Source organism: Robinsoniella sp. KNHs210, assembly GCF_000686105.1.
GTDB lineage: Bacteria > Bacillota > Clostridia > Lachnospirales > Lachnospiraceae > Robinsoniella > Robinsoniella peoriensis.
The window spans coordinates 4,008,068-4,024,454 of the sequence record NZ_JMLZ01000002.1 but is presented as its reverse complement, the minus strand read 5'-3'; the positions used below and the strand labels follow the sequence as shown (position 1 = coordinate 4,024,454).

General features: G+C 41.1%; 17 protein-coding genes and 1 tRNA gene. 6 read left to right on the top strand and 12 right to left on the bottom strand.

The window, feature by feature from the left end; all coding sequences use genetic code 11:
- Positions 1-43: 43 nt before the first annotated feature.
- The 4 genes from recR to CD03_RS0123945 are packed head-to-tail and all read right to left on the bottom strand — an operon-like array spanning position 44 to position 3,807.
- Positions 44-640: a recombination mediator RecR gene (gene recR, locus CD03_RS0123960; RefSeq protein WP_027295790.1), complete on the bottom strand. Its 597-nt coding sequence runs from the start codon at positions 638-640 to the stop codon at positions 44-46.
- Positions 640-996 carry a YbaB/EbfC family nucleoid-associated protein gene (locus CD03_RS0123955; protein WP_027295789.1) on the bottom strand — a complete coding sequence of 119 codons (357 nt, stop codon included), beginning with the start codon at positions 994-996 and terminating at the stop codon, positions 640-642. Before CD03_RS0123955 ends, recR begins: the two co-directional genes overlap by 1 nt.
- 24 nt (positions 997-1,020) lie before the next feature.
- Positions 1,021-2,715, bottom strand: coding sequence for a DNA polymerase III subunit gamma/tau (dnaX, locus tag CD03_RS0123950; protein WP_027295788.1), 1,695 nt, complete (start codon positions 2,713-2,715; stop codon positions 1,021-1,023).
- 18 nt (positions 2,716-2,733) lie between these two features.
- Complete coding sequence (locus tag CD03_RS0123945; protein ID WP_027295787.1) at positions 2,734-3,807, bottom strand: 6-phosphofructokinase; 1,074 nt, start codon at positions 3,805-3,807, stop codon at positions 2,734-2,736.
- 184 nt (positions 3,808-3,991) lie between these two features.
- On the opposite strand from CD03_RS0123945, the gene CD03_RS0123940 reads away from it, so the two are divergent.
- Positions 3,992-4,079: transfer RNA gene (locus CD03_RS0123940), tRNA-Ser, on the top strand.
- Between the two features lie 543 nt (positions 4,080-4,622).
- On the opposite strand, the gene CD03_RS34625 is transcribed toward CD03_RS0123940, so the two are convergent.
- Together CD03_RS34625 and CD03_RS39030 are read right to left on the bottom strand one after the other, a co-directional pair.
- Positions 4,623-4,943, bottom strand: coding sequence for an ATP dependent DNA ligase (locus CD03_RS34625; protein ID WP_052377952.1), 321 nt, complete (start codon positions 4,941-4,943; stop codon positions 4,623-4,625).
- Positions 4,944-5,164: 221 nt separating this feature from the next.
- Complete coding sequence (locus CD03_RS39030) at positions 5,165-5,290, bottom strand: hypothetical protein (protein WP_255348114.1); 126 nt, start codon at positions 5,288-5,290, stop codon at positions 5,165-5,167.
- 384 nt (positions 5,291-5,674) lie between these two features.
- Between CD03_RS39030 and CD03_RS0123925 the strand changes: the two genes are divergently transcribed.
- From CD03_RS0123925 to CD03_RS0123910, 4 genes are all read left to right on the top strand, one after another.
- Positions 5,675-5,929, top strand: coding sequence for a hypothetical protein (locus tag CD03_RS0123925; RefSeq protein WP_027295786.1), 255 nt, complete (start codon positions 5,675-5,677; stop codon positions 5,927-5,929).
- Between the two features lie 84 nt (positions 5,930-6,013).
- On the top strand, positions 6,014-6,403 hold the full coding sequence (locus CD03_RS0123920; protein ID WP_027295785.1) for a hypothetical protein: 390 nt from the start codon (positions 6,014-6,016) through the stop codon (positions 6,401-6,403).
- A gap of 74 nt (positions 6,404-6,477) precedes the next feature.
- Positions 6,478-6,687 carry a helix-turn-helix domain-containing protein gene (locus CD03_RS0123915; protein WP_027295784.1) on the top strand — a complete coding sequence of 70 codons (210 nt, stop codon included), beginning with the start codon at positions 6,478-6,480 and terminating at the stop codon, positions 6,685-6,687.
- A gap of 216 nt (positions 6,688-6,903) precedes the next feature.
- The gene (locus tag CD03_RS0123910) at positions 6,904-7,584 is read left to right on the top strand and encodes an isochorismatase family cysteine hydrolase (RefSeq protein WP_027295783.1); all 681 of its coding nucleotides are present in this window, start codon (positions 6,904-6,906) and stop codon (positions 7,582-7,584) included.
- Here CD03_RS0123910 and CD03_RS0123905 read toward each other — a convergent pair whose 3' ends face one another.
- The 6 genes from CD03_RS0123905 to CD03_RS0123880 all read right to left on the bottom strand — a co-directional run bounded on the left by CD03_RS0123905 (position 7,585) and on the right by CD03_RS0123880 (position 15,264).
- The gene (locus tag CD03_RS0123905; RefSeq protein WP_027295782.1) at positions 7,585-8,754 is read right to left on the bottom strand and encodes an iron-containing alcohol dehydrogenase; all 1,170 of its coding nucleotides are present in this window, start codon (positions 8,752-8,754) and stop codon (positions 7,585-7,587) included.
- Positions 8,755-8,946: 192 nt separating this feature from the next.
- On the bottom strand, positions 8,947-10,203 hold the full coding sequence (locus CD03_RS0123900) for a glycosyltransferase family 2 protein (RefSeq protein ID WP_027295781.1): 1,257 nt from the start codon (positions 10,201-10,203) through the stop codon (positions 8,947-8,949).
- Positions 10,190-10,897 (bottom strand): TVP38/TMEM64 family protein, encoded by a 708-nt coding sequence (locus CD03_RS34620; protein ID WP_044289623.1) that lies wholly within the window; start codon positions 10,895-10,897, stop codon positions 10,190-10,192. The genes CD03_RS0123900 and CD03_RS34620 overlap by 14 nt, the downstream gene beginning before the upstream one ends.
- 148 nt (positions 10,898-11,045) lie before the next feature.
- Entirely contained in the window at positions 11,046-12,239 is a 1,194-nt protein-coding gene (locus CD03_RS34615; RefSeq protein WP_052377951.1) for a HAMP domain-containing sensor histidine kinase, read from the bottom strand.
- Positions 12,227-12,901, bottom strand: a complete 675-nt coding sequence (locus CD03_RS0123885; protein ID WP_027295780.1) for a response regulator transcription factor — start codon at positions 12,899-12,901, stop codon at positions 12,227-12,229. The genes CD03_RS34615 and CD03_RS0123885 overlap by 13 nt, the downstream gene beginning before the upstream one ends.
- 308 nt (positions 12,902-13,209) lie before the next feature.
- Positions 13,210-15,264 (bottom strand): TIM-barrel domain-containing protein, encoded by a 2,055-nt coding sequence (locus CD03_RS0123880; RefSeq protein WP_027295779.1) that lies wholly within the window; start codon positions 15,262-15,264, stop codon positions 13,210-13,212.
- A 171-nt stretch (positions 15,265-15,435) separates the two neighbouring features.
- Here CD03_RS0123880 and CD03_RS0123875 point away from each other — a divergent pair, with 171 nt between their 5' ends.
- The gene (locus tag CD03_RS0123875; protein WP_052377950.1) at positions 15,436-16,317 is read left to right on the top strand and encodes an AraC family transcriptional regulator; all 882 of its coding nucleotides are present in this window, start codon (positions 15,436-15,438) and stop codon (positions 16,315-16,317) included.
- Positions 16,318-16,387: the final 70 nt, after the last annotated feature.

Below are 16,387 nucleotides of genomic sequence, written 5' to 3'. Positions count from 1 at the left end.
CCATATAGTAAGATTTCTACCCTGATTCTTTTAGCATACATTTTTATAATTCCACACGCCCTTCCAGGGCTCTTAGCAAAGTCACTTCATCGATATATTCCAGGTCACCGCCTACCGGCACTCCACTGGCAATTCTGCTGACCTTAACTCCGGTTGGTTTAATCAGCTTACTGATGTACATTGCTGTTGTCTCACCTTCCAGACTTGAATTCGTCGCAATTATAACTTCTTTTATATCCTGCTGCAAACGCTGCATTAATTCCTTTAACTTAATATCATTTGGACCTATCCCCAGCATAGGTGATATTGCACCGTGAAGTACGTGATAGACGCCCTCAAATTTACCGGTTTTTTCATATGCCGCCAGATCCCTTGTGTTTTCCACAACCATTATGGTAGTCTGGTCCCTTTTTGGATTTCTGCAAATCGGACAGAGCTCACTGTCTGTCAAAGTATAGCACTGTTTGCAGTAACGTACATTTTCCTTCGCCTCGATAATGGCATCGGAAAGCCGCTTCACCTCATCCAGGGGCCTGTTAATAATGTGAAAAGCCAAGCGCTGGGCCGATTTGGCCCCCACACCCGGCAGCTTTGACAATTCTTCAATTAATTTACTGATCTGACTGCTGTAATAATCCATTAGAACGGAAATCCTCCACCCATTCCACCAAGACCACCTGTCAGCTTCGCCATTGCAGCACCTGCTTCTTCTTCCATCTTACGAAGTGCTTCATTTGTAGCTGCCATAATCAGGTCTTCTAACATTTCAATATCATCGGGATCAACCACTTCTTCTTTTAAAGAAACCTTGGTTATTTCTTTTTTACCGGATACGGTAACTTCTACAGCACCGCCCCCTGCACTTGCAGTATATTCTTTTTCTTCTAATGCTTTCTGGTTTTCTTCCATCTGTTTCTGCATTTTCTGAGCCTGTTTCATCAGATTATTCATGTTGCCGGGCATTCCGCCTCCCGGAAATCCTCCACGTTTTGCCATTTTAATAAATCCTCCTATTTCTTATCAGTCTTCAATTACTACATCTGTGTGTATAAATTCTTTGATTGCATCTTCAACACTGATGCTGACAATATTGCCTTTATTCAGATGGCTGTCAACTTCCAGCATCATCTTCACTTCTACTTTTTTTCCAATCTTGCTGGCAATAATCCTCTCCAGCTCTTCCTTACGTTCCTCGCTTGCCACATAACGCTCACCCTGGAAATCCGGAAAACAAACAAACAGTCTGTCGTCTTCCCCCTGGGCATTGTATTTGGGTTCAGCCATGGATAAGACAATCTTAAACCGTCCTTCCGTCTCAGCAACGATACTTTTCCAGATCTTCTTTACCTCCTGAAGATCCTGCGGTGCTGCTTTTTCCAGATTACGGCCTTGTGCCGGCATTTGGGATCTTGTCACAGAACCGGCTTCCGGTGCGGTGCCCATATTTCCTGTACCTGCCGGAGGTACTTCTGCATTACCGGCATGATAAGCTCCGCCCAAAACAGCTTCTCCCGCCACTGCAGTTCCAGATGGTACAGACTGAACTGACTGGACGGCTATTCCGCTTTCCAGCTTCTTTTCCAAAAGGCGTATCCGCTCAACCAGTGAAATTTCATCATTTTCCATTTCCGGCTTACACAGCTTAATCAGGGCAATCTCCAATAATATTCTTTTCGATGACGCATACTTGATCTGATTGGATAACTCAGAAAAAATACGGATAAACCGCATAAGGGTATCTTCCCTGACCATCCCGGCCTCTTCCTGAAGTTTTTTCATATTTTCTGTAGATACATCCAGAACATCTTCCATATTATCAGATGTTTTCAGAAGAAGCAAGTTTCTCATGTACCATGTGAAATCTACTACGAACTGCGTCAGTTCTCTTCCCTGCATGATCAGCTCTTCAAGCTTTGCCATAGCCCCAGCCACATCATGGCTGAGCACCATTCGCAGCAGATCGCTGAACACATCCGTATCCACAGCACCAAGCACTTCCAGCACATTATCATAGGTAAGTTTCTCACCCAGATAAAAAGCGATACACTGATCCAAGAGACTCAGGGCATCTCGCATGGAACCGTCTGCTTTTTTTGCAATGTAGTTTGTTGCCTTTGTTTCTACTTCCACCTGTTCTTCTTCCATAAGTTTATTCAGATGGGAACTAATCGTTGTCAGGGCAATTCGCTTAAAGTCATACCTCTGACACCTGGACAGAATCGTAATCGGAATCTTATGTGCCTCTGTAGTTGCCAGGATAAAGATTACATACGAAGGCGGCTCTTCCAGAGTCTTAAGAAGCGCATTAAACGCACCTATAGACAGCATATGAACCTCGTCGATAATGTATACCTTGAATCTGCCCTCGGTAGGTGAATAAGCTACCTCATCACGAATTTCACGAATATTGTCCACACCATTATTCGAAGCCGCATCGATTTCGATTACATTCATGGAACTTCCTGTTGAAATTGCCTTACAGGTTTCACATTCGTTGCAGGGATTGCCATCAATCGGATGTTCACAATTTACTGCCTTTGCCAGAATCTTGGCAATGGTTGTCTTACCTGTTCCACGGGTTCCGCAAAACAGGTAAGCATGCCCGATTCTATCTGCCTTAATTTGATTTTTCAGCGTTGTAACTATATGGTCCTGACCTTTTACATCCGCAAAAGTATCCGGACGGAATTTACGGTATAAAGCAGTATAACTCATGCTTTACTCTCCAATCTATTAATCTCCAAAACTAATGCCGATTAATTTTGCTTCCTTAATCAGCTGGTCATCCGGCGATACCATTTTTAACTTACCTGCTACATCTTCCAGTGGAATCTTCTTCGCTTTTCCATTTACGATTCCAACCATACAGCCATATTCCTTATCCAGAATACACTGTGCTGCTTCTGCGCCCAGTCTGGTAGACAGAACCCTGTCATAAGGACATGGACTTCCGCCTCTCTGAGTATGTCCCGGAACTGTGATTCGAATCTCCATACCTGTTTCAGCCTGGATCTTCTCTGCAATTTCATATGATACAGACGGATGCCTCTTGTTCTTTAATTTTTCTTTTAATTCTTTCTTGGACAGTTTGGCATCTTCTTTTGAAATAGCACCTTCTGCAACTGCCAGAATTGTAAATCCCTTACCATCTCTGGAACGTTTGTCTATAGCTTCGATCACCTTAGAAATATCGTATGGGATCTCAGGCAGCAAAATAATATCTGCTCCGCCGGCAATACCCGCATGCAGCGTGAGCCATCCAACCTTATGCCCCATAACTTCTACGATAAATACACGGTTGTGCGATGCCGCAGTGGTATGAATGCAGTCAATGGCATCTGTTGCAATATTTGTAGCACTTTGAAAGCCAAAAGTCATGTCTGTTCCCCAGATATCATTATCAATCGTCTTGGGGAGATGTATGATATTCAAACCTTCTTCACGGAGAAGATTTGCTGTCTTTTGTGTACCATTTCCTCCCAGAATCACCAGGCAGTCCAGACGAAGTTTATAGTAGGTCTGTTTCATCGCCTCTACCTTGTCCAGTCCATTTTCATCCGGGACGCGCATAAGCTTGAATGGCTGTCTGGATGTTCCTAATATAGTCCCGCCTTTCGTCAGAATCCCGGAAAAATCCTTGCTGGTCAGCATTCTGTAGTCCCCATAAATAAGCCCTTTATATCCATTTGCGAACCCATATACTTCCAGCTCGTCCGCATTGGTACTCAGCCCCTTTACGACACCGCGCATTGTTGCATTTAAAGCCTGACAGTCGCCACCGCTTGTTAACATTCCAATTCTAATCATATGACACTACACCTTTCCTGTTATAATCAAAGTGTTACGAACCACTTTGTTAAGTTATTTTCCTCTTCAAACAGGCAGATAAACACGCCTCTTTGTTCATTATATATTATTTTTACTTTTATCACAATAACTTGAATAAAGTTTTTGCATTTTTCAAAAAATGTGATATACTATTTAAGTGCATGGAGACGTATCGAAGTGGCCATAACGAGCTTGACTCGAAATCAAGTTGTCGGGCAACCGGCACGTGGGTTCGAATCCCACCGTCTCCGCTATTAATAAATCGAGTGTTTACGCGTTTTGCCTATATTTAAAGGAACTGTTAAGAATTAAATGTACTGTAGAAGTATAAATTTTGTCACACGTGTTGCATTTTTACTTAGGAATGCAACACGAAATGCAACACGGAAAATGATATAATATGCTTAAAAAGTCCCTAGGAAACTGGGGACTTTTTATTCCATTTATTCTCATTGTATTTGTTCCTGTAAAAAAGTATATTTAAGATAAGTAAATTACTTTATGGAGAAAATATTATGAGACAAGTCCTAAATATAGAATTAGAATGCCGCACGCTCCTAAGCGGTGCACAGGAACCTGTGTTGGTTAGAACGCTACCCGATACCGCAGATAGCCATTATTATAAAATATTAGACATAAAGAACGGGAAAAAAAGTGGCACCGGGGCAAGTACATAACTATAGTAGCATGTGTTATAGCGGTGCATGGTAATCATAGGAACGTTCTGTTGCTGCATTTCCCGGAAAAATCTATGTGGAAACTCGTTATGTAACCCCGGTTAATCCGGGGTTTTCTTATTCTTCTACTTCTTCCGGGTACACATCCAACCGCATCCCCTTAAACACAGGCTGTCGCATAGCACCTTTAGTATTAGGAATGTATTCCACGGTGCAAACCTGATGCGCTACCCATATAGCATTCTCATTTCCTTTGGGCAGTATAGAAAATGGGTTCCTGCCGGTTGGAACCAGTGTCTTTATAACTCCGGCGGATACTCCCAGGGTTATGTGTCCTTTATATAGAAGTCTTCCGTTCCGGTATCTTCCAAGTACCAAGCTGTATATATTCTTGACCTTGTATATATAACCGGTAACAATATACTCTTCATTCGCCATGCGCTTGAACTTAATCTCCTTGTTTGCGTAACTTCCTGTTTGTATGCGTCTTACCTTTTTACATAAACAAGACTATACCCTTTTTATCTGTTAAAAAAAGATACCGTATTATCCAGCCAACTGCCCTACGTGGTTCTGCTGAATAAACTGTTTAATTTGGTTGTATCCCCAGCCACAATTTATTAGGCTACTCACAAGCATTTCTGCGCCTTCAACCTCTTTTACTGCTCTGAGGTCAAGTAATCCCGTAAACTTTCTTTTGGTTTTACGCCATATTCCTGCATCAGCTCTTTAAATGGCTTTCCAAACAACGTTTTATAGATCAACTTCGTGTAGTTTGGGTACATGAAGTTTTTATGGGGGCTTGCTGTTCGAACTTCTATGGCAGCCGGCAGGGCGTTGTGCCATCCGTTCTGAGTCTTGTCGGAAATGAGGTGGTGCCGATGTACGTTACATACAGTGATTTATTTACCTTCGTAATCATGCTTACATCTGTTATAACTTTAGTTGTAACTATCAAAAATAAGCATAAAAAATAACGCCCCCACTCTGGTAAAGTAAAGCGTTATTTTTAAATACTTATTCTGCCAGAACGGATAGTCATGACCTATCCTCCGGCTGTCTTGTTAAGTATATTATAGTCAATGTTCAGATATTTGTCAATAAATTATCTAACACGAAAAATAAACTTCAATAGAAGACCTGTCTTTTTATTTATTCCTGATGAGATAATGCCCATTGTGGTATACGAAGCACTTCACGAAACAGTTACTTATTTATTAAATGAAAAACTTCCCATGAACCAAATAGATAATTTGGTTTTTCCTAATTTTGATAATAGAATTACATTTAATGGATTAATCAATATTGTGAACTCTCAACTTGTTATTGGTAGCTATCATCCTGTACATACTGTCATAATAGAAATCAGCAAATCTAAATCAGCAAATTATAAACTTGCAATTAGTATAGATCCAAAAAAATAAATACATGAATCGGTACTATTTATCTTGTACTCCAATATAAGCTTTGATATAATACTATATACAATACACCGACAAGAGCAACTTATGGCTTTGGAAAATAAATTGGGCATTACGGACGCAGCAGAGCTTGCCCGTGATGAAGAAAAAACAAGCAAGAAAAAGGCTCTCGAATTGTTTGAAATACACAAATACCCGTTCAGAGAGGGTAACGGCAGGGGGACCAGAATTTGGCTTGACTCTATCCTCAAAAAGGAACTGCACCAAGTAATTGACTGGAGCAAAGTTGATAAAGGCGATTATCTGCTCGCTATGGAGCGTAGCCCAATTAAGGATGTTGAGATAAAAAAACTTCTTCGTACTGCTTTGACTGATAAAATTGACGACAGTGAAGTCTATATGAAAGGCATTGACGCAAGCTACCACTATGAGGGATACAACGTCTTTAAAACGGAAGATTTGGACAATGCGAATTAATCGACCTATTCGTGCGAATTGAAGATAAAAAGTAAAGCTATGACTAAGTACAACCAGATTGAGAGGAAAATACAATGGCTGTTAGTTATAAAAAGCTCTGGAAGCTGCTTATTGATAAAGATATGAAGAAGAAAGACTTGCGTGAGGCCGCGAATCTAAGTCCCTCCCTCGTTGCCAAAATGGGCAGGAATGAAAACGTCACAACCGAGGTGCTGTCAAGGATTTGTGCAGCACTTAAATGTGACATCGGTGATATTATGGAAATGGTGCCAGAGGAAGAATAAGAGCCAAACGACTTATTAAAGTGTGTCAAATCATACGAGATTATGCGGCAGATAATCCACTAAAAATGCATTAGTGATATGCCAGAAATATAAGCTGTGAATGGTAAACTTTATGTATCAGCTATATTTGATTGCTTTGATGCATAGGTCAACTTAGGGATATCTGATTCAAACTAATCAATCTATAAAATACATCCCCGGGAGGTATTATTCATCATGCAAAAACTAAAGTATATGTTCATCCATCTAATCAGCATAGCTGCATTTTTCACCCTTTGCATCATTACTCCATCCCTTGTAGCCTATTTTTTCCTGCTGCTGCTTCTTGTTCGGATCGTCATTTTCCTGATCCCTTCCAACGGGGAACGAATCCGTTTCCGGACGGAGTCGAAACGAGCGCTTCTGGTAATTGATCTGCAGGAAGGATTATGCGGGCAGCGAGGCTCCTACTCCAATAAAGAACCTTTTTTGAAAGCGGTAAATGACACCATTGAAAAAGCCAGAGCAGATGGGGATATGGTCATCTATGTAAGACAGGTATTTTCATCCCTGGACAACATTTTTGGCTGCCTGGCAATGGGTGGAAGGCTATCAGGCTGGGATCATGGCAGTGATTTTGTAGCAGGATTAAATATCATCAGTGACAATCAGTTTATTAAGCACCAGCAGGATGCGTTTTCCTGTAAAGCACTTTCCCGGCTTCTCGCGGACAGTGAAATAAACACCTTGACCATTGTAGGACTGGATGCTTCTTCCTGCGTATATAAGACAGCAATCAGCGCTCTGAGACGGGGTTACATTGTAAATTTAAATTCAAAAGCCCTCCTGTCAAAAAGTAAGAGCGTGATGAATAAAATGCTGGATACTTTTCGCCAGAAAGGCATGTATGTTTACTAATTATTTATAGGAATCTTCTAAAATTTTAACTACATCTGCATCACTCAGTTGAACCGGATCACCTGCATAGAGTCCCCCCATGGTGGCTCTTGCATTATCCGCATATTTTTTCAGTTCTTCTTTCTTCATACCATGACTGCTCATTTTTATATCGTCAACTCCGCAGATCTTTTGCAGTTCTGTCAGGGCATCCACAAAATCCATTGCCGTCTTTGCATCTGATTTTCCAAGGGCTTTTGCCATCTGAACCATACGTTCCTCACACTGGTTTGTATTTGCAAAATGTGAATAATATGCTTTACTAATTGCAATTAAGGCTTCGCCGTGTACAAAATCCGGATGATATGCGCTGATGGCATGGGCTATGCTGTGTTCTGACGTACAGGAAGAAGTGGATTCTACCATTCCTGCAAGGGTATTGGCAAGTGCCACATCTGCTCTGGCGTCCATGTTATCGCCTTCGGCTACTGCCTTGTGAAGGCTTTTGCCAATCAGCTCAATCGCTTTTAATGCAAACATATCACTCATTACATAAGCACTATTATTTAAATACCCCTCTGTACTGTGAAACAGAGCATCAAATCCCTGATATGCCGTCAGGCGTGACGGAACCGTTGTCATCAGTTCCGGGTCTACAATGGCTAACATGGGGAATGTCTTATCATATCCGAAACCGATTTTTTCATTTGTCTCTGTCTTCGTAGTAACCGTCCATGGGTCTGCCTCTGTTCCCGTTCCGGCAGTTGTGGTAATTGCAATGATCGGAAGCGGATTATTCGGTACCGGCAGTCCCTTTCCACTGCCGCCCGATACATAATCCCAGTAATCCCCATCATTTGCAGCCATTACTGCTATCGCCTTAGCCGCATCAATACTGCTGCCGCCGCCAAGTCCCACTACAAAATCAATCCCGTTCTCTTTGCAGACAGCAGCTCCTTCCATAACATGGTCTTTTATTGGGTTAGGCAGAATCTTGTCAAACAGGAGATGGGATACCCCTGCTTTCTCCAATTGTTTCTGTACTTTTTCAAGATAACCGTATTTTTTTACGGAGGTTCCTCCTGTTGTAACGATAAGTGCTTTCTTTCCCGGCATTTCCTGCTTGTGCAGATCGTTTAATGATCCTTTGCCAAATAAGATTCTGGTTGGAATGTAATAATTAAAATCCATATTGTATCCCCTTTCTATTTTACGTACAGCAGTACATCAGACTTTTGTCCGTTTGGCATCCTCACCTGTATGTACCAGCCTGTTCGTCGATAAAGAAAGTATAAGTCTTAAAGCTAACTTGAAGTCAAGCACTTTTTTCGGATCCTTCTGATCCTTCCTTTCTGTTCCTTCTGGGAAGGTCAGTACTGCCGGCTACACCTTTGACCGAACCTCATCCAGTGTCTTAGACACACCATGGTGAATCGGCTTCCATTCCACCTTTTTAAACAATGCTACGATGGAAATTGGTATATATGTAATCATAAACAGCGGAAATGTAAATACATATCCGATTTTCTTATAAGCAGGTGCATGAATCTGCCTCCATTCTGTGACAACCGTAAGTGCTCCCATTGCCAGCATCATAAGATACCCATTTACCAGAAACTCTCCTACGGACTGCAGTAATACCAGAATATCTGCATCTTTGTAAACGAGACTGACAATGAAACCAGCCGTATTCAATATGCAGCTGAGCACTGTTAAAATAATTGCCGGCATGATTGACATAACCATGTCGTAACAGGAAAAGCTTCCTTTTTCGAAAATATTTCGGATCAGCCTGCCGCCGTAATTAGCAAATACCTGCATATTTCCCTTTGCCCAGCGCAGCCGCTGATTCCATGACTGGCGAAAGGAAACCGGCTGCTCATCATACAGAACAGCATCCGGACAATAAGCGATGCGCTCACCCTGTAAAATACTATCCACTGTAAATTCAATATCTTCTGTCAGAAGGAAATGATTCCAACCCTGATTTTTTCTGACTATGTCGCTGTGAATCAAAAAACCGGTGCCTGAAACTGCACAGCTGCTTCCCATTGCCATCCTTGCCTGATTTAAATACCTGGACTCTCTTAAAAACCACAGGGAGTAACCTGCCGAAATCCAGTTATCCCCAAAGTTTTTGGAATTGCGGTAACTTGTTATAATGCGGTGCCCATCAGAAAATGTACGGTTCATATTCTCTATGTAATATTCATCCAGCAGATTATCTGCATCAAAGATGAAATAACCGTCATATTTCTTATCAAGACCGGCTGCCTTGATATTCTGAAACAAAAAGCGCAGCGCATATCCTTTTCCTACCTGTCTCGTATTAAAACGTTCCCATACACAGGCATGATTGGCTCTTGCAATTTCAGCAGTCCTGTCCGAACAATTATCTGCTACTACATAAATATCTACATACTTAGTCGGATAACTCTGATTCCGTATGCTTTTTATCAGCTGTGCTATTACAGACTCTTCATTTCTGGCGGATATCAGTACTGCATACATATGGTAATTCACTTTACCGGATGTCTTCGGTTTTTTAATCAGTGCTGCTGCCACATAGAAAAGCTGGTAAGAATAGCAGCAGATAAACACCATAGCAATCAGATAATTTACATATTTAATCATTTCCATAACTTTTTCCTCCTTCTTTTGCAGCACCACGTACCGTTATAACCCGATATACCAGTAAGCCAATTATGCTGACAATGATTGTGACAGCAAATACAAGAATAGCAAATTGGTAATTCTGTACTCCCAATGCATCTCCTCCCACCGTAGATGTTATGATTGATGGAATTCTCGCTATCCCTGTTATTAAAATCCAGGTTGATAATCTCATTGTTGTAAGCCCGATAACATAGGTCATAAGGTCTTTTGGTGTCCCCGGAATCAAAAACAGTATAAAGGTCAGTGTATTCAGTTTCTTTTGATTCTGCATAATTTTAAGTGACTGGATCTTTTCTCTGGGGTAAAATACTTCTACCGCTTTCACTCCAAAATACCTGACAAAATAGAATACAACAATGCTCCCGATTAATGCCCCAATCAGGCAAAGCGCTGTCCCTTCAAATATCCCGAAGGCATAACCCGCCCCGATTTCAAGGGGTTCTCCGGGTATGATAGCTATTATAATCTGCATTGCCATCATTGCACTGAATGCAACTCGCCCCCAAATACCATGCCCGTCAACCCACGCACGAAACTTTTCCGGCTGTGAAACAAATTCCAGCATTGGCCTCCCCACAAACCAAAAAACGGCTGCACTCATGAGTATAAAAATAGTAACGCATGCGATACTAATTATCTTTTTCCGTTTTAATGTCATAAAAAACTCTCCTTATCCGCCCCGGAAGTTTTCCTTCCTTAACTTTTAAGAAGAGTATAAATTACAATATTCAACAAATTATCAACTGCAACCGATAATTTTCTATAGAATTTCTTACATTATTCTTAACACACTCAAGTGCTTCGCTTTACAGCAACATTTTAAAATTAGCCTGCACAAGCCCGCCTCCATTGTGGCCATTAGCGCAAAATATGGAACCTCCATGTTTTTCACTGAGAATCTTACAGATATTCAGCCCCAAACCAAAATGAGAATCGTAGACATTTTCTTTTTCTTTATAAAAGGGCTTCACTGCCTGTTCTAAGGCCTCTCTGGTAAATCCTTTTCCATCATCACCGACCGCTACGGAAAAATACTCACCATATGCAAATAGCTGCACATCCAATTCTCTTTTCGCGTATCGTACACCATTAGAAATGAGATTTTCAAAAACCTGCAGTACTAATTCCCGGTCCACTGATATTTTAGAACATTTAAAATGCGTGGTAAATTTCAGCTGCATGCCTTTTTCCCTGCAAAGTATATCGGCACAGTCTCTGATCTGCTCTGCAAATTCCTCACAATTTATTACACTAGTCTTAATATCAACATCCTCCAGCTTTTGCAGTGCATGCATACTGGAAACATAATTCTCAAGCCTGGTCACATGTGCAGACATGGTCTGTACGGTTCCAATCAGCTTTTCCTTGGAAACTTTATCATCTGGCAGATATTTGGAAAGCATGTCCACATATCCACGCAATACCGTGAGCGGCGTCCGCAAATCATGGGAAAATGCTGCATTCAGCCGCTTTCTCTCTTCCATCGCCCGCCACATCTCGCGGTTATTTTGGTCTAGGGAAGATCTCATTTGCTCAAAATTACGGCACAGCCTCCCCATTTCATTGTTGCAGTTATAATAAATGTGAAAATCCAGATCCTGCTGCCCGATTTTACTTGCCGCCTCCTCCAGCAGCGTAATTGGTGTCTTTAGTTTATTACGGTAAAACAGCAAACCGGCCATTATAACGATAACTAAAAAGCTCAGTATCAAAGAGACACCGCCTCCAATATTACAGATACGTATCATTCTGGCTTCCCGGGTAGTATACTCATAATATTTTCCTTCCTTTGTATGCACCCCATAGCTCGTGGAATATTCTAACTGTTCCTTATCCGGTATTTTCCGATAGATGATGTTTTTTTCCGTATTGGTAAATACCGCCTGAATTGATATGCTGCAAAACAATGCAATCAGGGTAAAAACAACCATATAAAGCATGAAGGATTGTTTCAGGGACAGGTCTCTCAAGGAAATTCTTTTTTTCTCTACCTGCTCCATTTATAACCAACCCCCCAGACCGTTTCAATGAAAGGTTTACAGCCTATGGCTGCCATCTTAGATCGTATCCGCCTCACATGTTCTGCCACTACACTGCTGTCTCCCTGCCCGTCAAATCCCCATATTTTCTCATAAATGCGTTCTTTATCAAATATTTGCCCGGAATTCTGGGATAAAAATTCGATAATCTCAAATTCTTTTTTTACAAATCCCATTGCCTCCCCTTTATAATAAGCACACTTTTCGGTATAATCGATTGTAAAATCCTGATCGAATTTAACTCTTGAAGAACATCCATGGCGCTGCTCCCTTCTCAGATGTGCCTCAACTCTCGCCCCCAGTTCATCAATGCTAAAAGGCTTTACTATATAATCATCGCCCCCGGCACGAAAGCCTTTGATTTTATCTCCATCTTCTATTTTCGCCGTCAGAAATAAAATGGGGCAGGATACAAAATCCCGGATGCTTCTGCAGACGGTAAGTCCGTCCATATCCGGCATATTTACATCCAGCAAGATCAAATCCGGTCCCCTCTCTGCTTTCTGCAGCGCTTCCATTCCGCTGAACGCAGTCATTACCTGGTAACCGTTAAATTCAAAATAATCACCCAGCATATTCACAATATCTATTTCATCATCCACAATTAAGATTGTATGTTCCATATCTGCATTACCTCCTTATCAGGTATAGTGTAATGCATGTTTATCAAAATTTCATCAACTATTTGATCAAAACAGTCATTTTCCAGACATGCCCAATATCTATATGCCAACAAAAACAGCTGGTACACAAAGTGATTCATGTACCAGCTAACGTTTAAATTTTATCTTAATCTTCTTTTTCTTGTATATGCTAAGCGTATATTTTGGTTTATATGCTGAGCGTATATCTTTGTTTAAATGATATGCGCATATCTTTGTTTAAATGCTATACGTATAACTTTGTTTAAATGATATGCGCATATCTTCTTTTATATGCTGAGCGTATATCTTCGTTCAATTATTCCCTTAGCCGTAACTGTACCATCCTGGCTTACGGTAATCGTAGTGTAATGATCACTATTTTCATAATCTTTGCCATATCCATCATCATCGTAAAGCTCATAGACTGCCTTATCCTCTACATATCCAAGCAGCTCCAGACTGCCAAAATCAACTTCCGCAACGCTCTGTCCTCCTGATGACATTGGGATCACGTGGTTTGGACGGATAAAGATAACAGTCTCATCCAGATCTATGTCAACATAGTGGTGTCCCTGATCCAGAAGCTCTACTGATCTCTCGGTAAGGCTCTTCATCTTCACCATTTTCATCTTCTCCGGCAGATATACATATCGTCCTTTTGCATTCTGTTCGTAAACCGGAGCAGTCATTACTCCGTCTCCAATTAAAAGCTGGTCTTCTACTCTAGCTGCAAAATCATCTTCCGGATAATCAAATGCCAACGGTCTGAAATACATTTCATCCTTTAACGCCGCTTTCATATACTCACTGTAAATGTATGGCAGCAGACCATAGCGGATGCCGATAATATTCTTGAATGCATCAATATTTTCAAACCGGTATACTTCCTGGCGTCTTGTACCCATAGCAGAATGATTGCGGAACAATGGCGTAAAGATACCAAATTCCAGCCATCTCATCATTAAATCTTCTGTTGTATCAGCTCCAAATCCTCCGATATCTGCACCGGTATAAAGTATACCAACCATATTTAGAGACGGCATCATCCGGATATTCAATAAGAGATGGGACCACCAGGAAAGGTTATCTCCAGTCCATATACCGCCGTAGCGGTGCATTCCCACATAAGAAGATCTGGAAAACATCAGAATTCGCTTGTCCGGCTCCATTTCCTCAAATGCTTCTCCCGCTGCTCTGGTCATATTGTATCCAAACAGGTTATGCACTTTGTCATGACGGACTGCCTCTCCATGGAACTTGTGATAAAATCGTTTGTAATCATCCGGATTATTGGAAATGCCTCCTACCAGACTGTTAAACTTATAATACAGATCCAGATCTATATTCTTCCCTTTGAAATCTTCTAGCTGCTCAAAGACTTCATCCAGATGTTTTTCCGAATAGAATATAGCCGGTTCGTTCATATCATTCCAGAAACCTTCAATTCCCTGATCTAAGAGTACTTTGTATTTCTGTCCAAACCATTTTCTGGCATCCGGATTCAGCATATCCGGAAAATGCACTTTTCCGGGCCATACAGCAGCCACAAAATCGGTACCGTCTTCTTCTTTACAGAAATATCCCTTTTCTACGCCTTCTTCATAGACATCATAGCCTTCTTCAATTTTCACCCCTGCATCGATAATCGGCACAAGATGAATATTCTGCTCTTTCAGTTCTTCCACGAATTTAGGAAACTCTGGAAATGCCTTTTCATTAATTGTGAAATCCTTGTACCGTTCCATATAATCTATATCCATATAGACGCTGTCCAGAGGAATTCCGGCATCACGGTGCTCTTTTACAACCTCCCGGATTTCATCCTCATCCATATAACTCCACCGGCTCTGTCCATAGCCAAATGCCCATTTAGGAGCTATATAGCTCCTGCCAATCATGCGGCGGAATTGTTTCACAATATCCTTGATACTTTCCCCTTCAATTATATACAGATCCAGTCCATCTTCTGCCGGAATAATGCTCACATCATTACTGCTTGTATATCCCAGATCGAAAGTCAGCATGCCGGGATAATCAAAAAATAGTCCGAATCTCTCTTTTCCTTCTATAATGATAAAGTTATGTGCTGCGTACAGGGAATTCTTTTCTTCTCTGTGGTTTGGATCATCGCTGCAATTACTGATATAACGCCATCCTCTTTTATTAATTCCCCTTACATTTTCACCCAGTCCATAAATTCTTGTATTATCGTCCATCTTATAGGTAAAGGCTAACTGGTCAGCGCCAACGCCCATAAAGGGTACCTCACCGGTTTCCTTTTCAATTTTATGTACTACTGCATCTGTCTCCATCGGATTTCCGAAGGTGTATTTACGAATCATATGCTTCTCCTTTCAAACTTTCCTGCCCTATACATGCATTATTTATTTACTTTCATGCTGAAATCTTTTATGTTATTATAGTATGGAGGCTATATTAAAACAAACATAATACCACCATCTTCTAACACAATCCTGCTAAATTAAGAATATTTAAATAGGAACGGAGTTTATATGGACAATTACTTATATCTTCATGAATGCACCCGCCATGGAACCTATTTTATGCCCTTTGCCTTCTACCGATGCAGCATACCGGACACTTTCACCGTATTGGCAACCCACTGGCATGAAGAAATGGAAATCGCAATGATCCGGGAAGGCACATGCTTCTATAATATTGATTTAAATACCTATGAAGTACATAAAGGCGACCTGATTCTGATACCACCACAGGTTCTACACGGTGTGTCACAGACAGAACGCGCGGATTCTATGGTTTCTGACAGCATCGTATTCAGTTTTTATATGCTGGGATGTCAGTATCCTGATTTTTGCACCACAAAATATCTGCAGCCCCTTGCCGGCCAGAAATGGACCCACCCCTTAATTATAAGCCCCCGGGACAGTAATTACCGGGAGTTGGCTGAATCCTTTTGGAAAATACAAAACTGCTATTTACAAAAAGAGCAGGCTTACGAACTGAATCTTAAGTCCCTGCTGTTTCACTTTTTTTATCTTCTCTTCCAGGATTCCGCCGTATCCTGCGATTTTACACCGGATAATACCGAAATTACTGAGAAAATAAAAATAGTACTCCTATATATGCAGGAGCACTATCAAAATCATATCTCGGTATCTGAGCTTGCTGGTTTATGCCATTTCAGTGATTACCATTTTATGCGTTTTTTTAAAAAGCACGTAAATATGACCTGTGTGGAATATTTAAATTATTATCGGCTTACCAGAACCCTGGGGCAGTTGGCTGGTTCAGAAATGCCGGTCACGGACATTGCTTTCGGAAATGGATTTAATAATATTTCTTATTTTAACCGGCAGTTTCGAAAGTATTTTGGAATGACTCCCAAAGAATACCGGGCTTTGCAAAAAAAATAGTGCAAGTATTCTTTGATTTCTCAAAAGAATTGCTTACACTTCCTCTCCTTTGCAGGAGTATCTATCTTTT

Coding starts and splice junctions, on each gene's coding strand:
- recR (WP_027295790.1), bottom strand. CDS start 640: ATGGATTATTACAGCAGTCAGATCAGTAAATTAATTGAAGAATTGTCA.
- CD03_RS0123955 (WP_027295789.1), bottom strand. CDS start 996: ATGGCAAAACGTGGAGGATTTCCGGGAGGCGGAATGCCCGGCAACATG.
- dnaX (WP_027295788.1), bottom strand. CDS start 2,715: ATGAGTTATACTGCTTTATACCGTAAATTCCGTCCGGATACTTTTGCG.
- CD03_RS0123945 (WP_027295787.1), bottom strand. CDS start 3,807: ATGATTAGAATTGGAATGTTAACAAGCGGTGGCGACTGTCAGGCTTTA.
- CD03_RS34625 (WP_052377952.1), bottom strand. CDS start 4,943: ATGGCGAATGAAGAGTATATTGTTACCGGTTATATATACAAGGTCAAG.
- CD03_RS39030 (WP_255348114.1), bottom strand. CDS start 5,290: ATGTACCCAAACTACACGAAGTTGATCTATAAAACGTTGTTTGGAAAG.
- CD03_RS0123925 (WP_027295786.1), top strand. CDS start 5,675: ATGCCCATTGTGGTATACGAAGCACTTCACGAAACAGTTACTTATTTA.
- CD03_RS0123920 (WP_027295785.1), top strand. CDS start 6,014: ATGGCTTTGGAAAATAAATTGGGCATTACGGACGCAGCAGAGCTTGCC.
- CD03_RS0123915 (WP_027295784.1), top strand. CDS start 6,478: ATGGCTGTTAGTTATAAAAAGCTCTGGAAGCTGCTTATTGATAAAGAT.
- CD03_RS0123910 (WP_027295783.1), top strand. CDS start 6,904: ATGCAAAAACTAAAGTATATGTTCATCCATCTAATCAGCATAGCTGCA.
- CD03_RS0123905 (WP_027295782.1), bottom strand. CDS start 8,754: ATGGATTTTAATTATTACATTCCAACCAGAATCTTATTTGGCAAAGGA.
- CD03_RS0123900 (WP_027295781.1), bottom strand. CDS start 10,203: ATGGAAATGATTAAATATGTAAATTATCTGATTGCTATGGTGTTTATC.
- CD03_RS34620 (WP_044289623.1), bottom strand. CDS start 10,897: ATGACATTAAAACGGAAAAAGATAATTAGTATCGCATGCGTTACTATT.
- CD03_RS34615 (WP_052377951.1), bottom strand. CDS start 12,239: ATGGAGCAGGTAGAGAAAAAAAGAATTTCCTTGAGAGACCTGTCCCTG.
- CD03_RS0123885 (WP_027295780.1), bottom strand. CDS start 12,901: ATGGAACATACAATCTTAATTGTGGATGATGAAATAGATATTGTGAAT.
- CD03_RS0123880 (WP_027295779.1), bottom strand. CDS start 15,264: ATGATTCGTAAATACACCTTCGGAAATCCGATGGAGACAGATGCAGTA.
- CD03_RS0123875 (WP_052377950.1), top strand. CDS start 15,436: ATGGACAATTACTTATATCTTCATGAATGCACCCGCCATGGAACCTAT.